Raw genomic sequence first — 4,941 nt, forward strand, 5'->3', positions numbered from 1 at the left:
GCGCCTCCGCGGCCGCCGGCTCCGTCGTCGCGACGCCGACCAGCTCCCCGGCCGCGACCGCCAGGTCCACCTCCGCCAGCGCCCCCAGCCCCACGCCGCGCAGCCGCAGTTCGCCGCGCACCGGCTCCGGCAGCCGCCGGTCGCCGGGGACGACGGCCGGCTCCGCGGCCAGCACCTCCGCCACGCGCGCCGCGGACGCCCGCGCCTGGGCGAACTCGGCGTTGACGTACGCGAACACCTGCAGCGGCGTCAGCAGGAACTGCGCGAGCCCGACCGCCGCGACGAGCTGTCCCAGCGTGATGTCCCCGCGCAGCGCAAGACGGCCGCCGACCAGCGCCACCAGCGCGATGAAGCCGCCGGTCAGCGCCAGGACGACGCCGTTCTGCCAGCTCTCGGCACGGGCGGCGCGCAGGGTGGCGCCCAGCGAGTCTCGGCTGGTGCGCCGGTAGCGCCCGACCGCCGCGTCCTGCGCGCCGATCCCCTTGAGCACCCGCAGCCCGGCGATCAGGTCGGCGGCGACGCCGGAGGCGTTCGCGGCCTGCTCCTGCTCGGCCGCGCTGCGGTGCTCCAGCGGCTTGCTCAGCAGGTGCCCCAGCCAGAGCAGCACGGGGGTGCCGACCAGCACGAGCAGGCCGAGGGGTACGGAGATGAGCAGCAGCGCCACCGCGCTGACCGCCGCGCCCGCCAGCCCGGAGACGCCGATGGTCACCCCCATGACGACGTAGCCGACGCGCCGGGCGTCCTCGGTGGCGATGTTCGCCACCGCGCCGGGCAGCCGGCCGCGCTCGGCGCCGCCGCGCGGGTCGAGCACGCGCCCGACCAGCTCCAGCCGCACCTGGTGCGCGGCGAGTTCGGCGGCGCGCTCGGACGCCTTGACCCCGAGGCGGAAGCTGAGCGCGAGCACGACGTACACCGCGACGAGCACGAGGAGCCAGCGCACCAGCGCGCCCGCGTCGTCCCCGGCGACGGCGTCGTCGATGACCATGCCGATGAGCACCGGGACCAGCGCCTCGCCCAGCTGGTGTCCGACCGCCAGCGTCGCGCCGATCGCGACGCCGCGCCGCTGTCCCGCGATCGCCCTTCTCAGGACGTCCCGTCCCGAGGGTCCCTGCGCTGCCACCCGTCACCCCTTACCTACCCGTCCCGACTAGGTAGGTAAGGCTAGCCTAAGTCTTTGCCGGGTGGCCGGGGGTCCCCGGGTGCCCGGGCCGGCCGGCGGCCCGACTGGCGTACGTCCGGGGGCGGTTGGCGGCCGGCCCCTCCCTTGACGCGGTGATCGCGTTGGGGAAGGTTGTTGCTCCTCAGGTGCGGGCGTGCCGGCCGGCCGGAGGGCCGTGGCCGGCCCGGACAAGGAGAGGGGAGACCGTGGTGAACGAGGACTCCGTCGCCGTGGTGGGCGGGAGCATCGCGGGGTGCGCCACGGCGCAGGCGGTGGCGCGGGCGGGGGCCGGGCGGGTCACCGTCTTCGAGCGGGCCGGCGGCGAGCTGCGCGACCGCGGTGTGGGCATCGGCCTGCACGACGCGCGGTTCGCCGAGCTGGAGGCCGCGGGGTACGTGGACTCGTCGATGCCGTGGTCCGGTCTCAGCCGCCGGGTGTGGACGATCCGCGACGGAGCCGCCGAGCTGGGCCGCGCCTTCGCCGACCAGCACTTCCCGTTCCGCTCGTACAACTGGGGCTCGCTCTGGCACGAGCTGCGCAGCCGGGTGCCGGAGTCGGTCACGTACCACACGGGCGCCGCCGTCACCGCGGTCGAGCAGGACGCCGACGGCGTCGCCCTCCGGCTCGCCGACGGCCGCCGGGAGCGCTTCGCCGCGGTGATCGGCGCGGACGGGTACCGCTCGGTGGTCCGCGAGGCGATGTTCCCCGGGCTCGCCCCCGACTACGCCGGTTACCTCGGCTGGCGCGGCACCTCCGCGCCGATGCCGGGCGACCCCGAGACGGACCGTGCCGAGGCGCGCGTGATCGTCTTCCCCGGCGGGCACTGCATGATGTACCTCATCCCCGCCGCGGGCGGCGGCTACCGCATGAACTGGGTGCTCTACGCCGTCCCGCCGGACGACCCCGAGCTGCTGCTCGACCTGCGCACCCCCACCTCGCTGCCCCCGGGCCGGGTCGCCGCGAAGCTCACCGCGTACCTGCGCGACCTGGTCGCGGAGCACTTCCCGCCGTACTGGGGCCGCTGCGTGCTGCGCACCGCGCCCGAGGACTCCTTCATCCAGCCGATCTACGACCTCCAGGTGCCGCGGCTCGCCGTCGGCCGGCTGCTGCTCGCCGGCGACGCCGCCACCGTCGTACGGCCGCACACCGGCGGCGGCAGCGTCAAGGCGCTGCAGGACGCCACCGCGCTGGAGGCCGCCTGCCGCGCGAACGGCAGCTGGCCGGAGATCGCCGGGGCGTACGACGCCGAACGCACCGCCGTCGGCGCCGCCATGGTCGCCCTCGGCCGCCGGCTGGGCCGGGCCCAGGTCGAACAGACCCCGGACTGGCAGAAGATGGGGCAGCCGGAGTTCGACCTGTGGTGGCAGGAGCAGAACCAGGGCCCGGACCGCAGCAGCGGCTTCGGCGGCCATGCGCTCAAGCGCGGCTGAGCCGGGGCGACTTGGCCGGGCTGATCCGTGACCCCGCAGATCCGTGAAATTTCAGACGGAACCTGATCGAATCGGATTGGTCAGGGGTAAGGATTGCGTCTCCCTCTTGCATATTTTGATGTTGTACTCGCCCGTAACTTAGACTTCCGACTTAGCATCAGACCCATCGCTCGGCCCACCCTCAGCAGGAGCGATGGATGCAGCACCCCCACACGTCACACCCTCCCCATCGCAAGGTAATCCCGTGTCAGCTTTACGGTGTCATGGCCCCGACGTAGGGGTTACGCAGTGAAGATCAACCGTCGACTCATCCTCCTGGTCGCCGTGCCCCTTGCGGTGGCCATCGCCTTTTCCGTGCGCGCGCTGGCGCCGGCGACCACCCAGGCGTTCCAGGCCAACAGGCTGGCGCAGATGGTCGACGCCGCCGATGCCGCCGCGGAGCTGACCTCCCGGCTGCAGCACGAACGCGTCACCGCAACCGCGCTGGTCGCGTCCCAGGGCGATGCCACCGCGTACCGCAAGGCGACCGATGCCACGGACGCAGGTATCTCGGACTACACCGAGAAGCGCAAGAAGCTCAGCTCCGTGCCCCACAACGCCGACCTGGCGTTGCAGCGCATCGACAGATCGCTCGCCGAACTGCCGTCGCTCCGCGCCCAGACGCGCTCCGGCAACGGCACGCTGTCCGCGCTCGCCTTCGGCTACCGGATCACGATCGCCGACCTCATCGACTACCGGGACGGCATCGCCCAGGCCGACGGCGTCGACGCGGACATCGCCGACCGCATCCGGGCCTCCGCCTCGTTCTCGCGCGCGGCGGAGCACTCGGCGCAGCAACAGGCCGTGGTGCTCCGTGCGCTGGCCGGCGGGGGCTTCACCCCGGCCTCCCAGCGCACCTACGACGCCACCCTGATCGGCTTCACCGAGCGCATCGGCACCTTCCTCACCCTCGGCCCGCCGGAGTGGCGCGCCTGGCTGGAACGCGCGCTCTCCGGGCCGCGCACGCTGCCCGCGCAGCGGATGGAGGACCAGGTCGGCCGCACCCCGGCCGGCGAGGGACTCGACATCTCCGCCGCCGCGTGGCAGGAGGCGACGGCCGAGCGGCTGTCGATCCTGCGCTCGGTGGAGCGCCGCGTCGACCAGTCGGTGCACGAGGACGTCACCGAGGAGCGCTCCCGGCTCATCTGGTGGGCCGTCATGGAGATCCTCGTGGTGCTGGTGACGCTGGTCGGCGCGCTGCTCTTCGCGTTCCGGATCGGCCGCGTGATGATCCGCCGGCTGCGCGACCTGCGCAACGCGGCGCACACGGTGGCCACGGAACGGCTGCCGCAGATCGTCACGGAACTCTCCCAGCCCGGGGCGCTCGGCGGCGCCACGCCACGGCAGGTCGCCGACAGCTCAGGCAGTCCGGTGGAGACCACCGGCGAGGACGAGATCGGCGAGGTCGGCGACGCGTTCAACTCCGTCCACCACGAGGCGGTACGGCTCGCGGCCCAGCAGGCGCACGCGCACGAGCAGTTCGCGGAGACCCTGGTCGGCGTCGCCCGCCGCGGTGCGCAGCTGACCTCCGTCATGGTCTCCGAGCTGGACGCGGTGCAGCGCGACGAGGCCGACCCGGAGCGGATGCAGATCCTCTTCGCGCTCGACCACCTCGCCATCCGCATGGAGCGCAACACCAACAACCTGCTTGTCATGGGGGGTTACGGACACGGGCGGGTACGCGAGTCCGACGCGCCCTGCGCCACCGTGGTCGTCGCCGCCGCCCAGCAGATCGAGCGCTTCGAGCGCGTCGCCATGGGGATCGTGGAGCAGGGCATCGGCATCGCCGCCCGGGCGGTGCACGACCTCGCGCACATCCTCGCCGAACTCCTCGACAACGCCACCCGCTTCTCGCCCCCGGACAAACAGGTGGGCGTGGCGGTCTGGCGGCTGTGGGACCGCGCGGTGGTGCAGATCGTCGACGAGGGCGTCGGCATGACCCCGGAGCGCCGGGAAGAGCTGAACGGCCGCCTCGTCAACCCGCAGACCAGCGTCGGCGCCGTGCGGTCCATGGGCCTGCACGTGGTGGCCCGGCTCGCCGCCCGCCACGGCATCGTCGTCGAGCTGCGCTCCTCCGCGGGCCCCGGCACCATCGCCGAGGTCACCCTCCCGGCGTCGGTCCTCGTGGCCGTCGAGGAGGAGACCCTGGCGGAGGGCGAGCAGCCGCTGGCGGAAGGGGAGACGAGCGTTTTCGGCGCCGCGTCCCCGGGACTGCCGTCCCCGCGCAGGCCGATGGACGAGGCCGTGGCCGCCGGCGCGGCCAATCGCGGCGCGGCCCCCGCGGGCGGTCCCGCCGGCGTGGCCCGTGCCGCC

3 protein-coding genes are annotated in these 4,941 nt (G+C 73.9%); 2 read left to right on the forward strand and 1 reads right to left on the reverse strand.

The features are described from left to right. The coding region (locus tag ABD317_RS33475) for an ABC transporter transmembrane domain-containing protein (RefSeq protein ID WP_344295052.1) at positions 1–1,120 on the reverse strand (1,120 nt) is incomplete at its 3' end. A gap of 248 nt (positions 1,121–1,368) precedes the next feature. On the opposite strand from ABD317_RS33475, the gene ABD317_RS33480 reads away from it, so the two are divergent. Continuing rightward, complete coding sequence (locus ABD317_RS33480) at positions 1,369–2,589, forward strand: FAD-dependent monooxygenase (RefSeq protein ID WP_027752041.1); 1,221 nt, start codon at positions 1,369–1,371, stop codon at positions 2,587–2,589. A gap of 288 nt (positions 2,590–2,877) precedes the next feature. Beyond that, positions 2,878–4,941: sensor histidine kinase (locus ABD317_RS33485; RefSeq protein WP_344295054.1), on the forward strand; the 2,064-nt coding region annotated here is incomplete at its 3' end.

This window comes from Streptomyces synnematoformans, from assembly GCF_039531005.1.
GTDB classification, from domain to species: domain Bacteria; phylum Actinomycetota; class Actinomycetes; order Streptomycetales; family Streptomycetaceae; genus Streptomyces; species Streptomyces synnematoformans.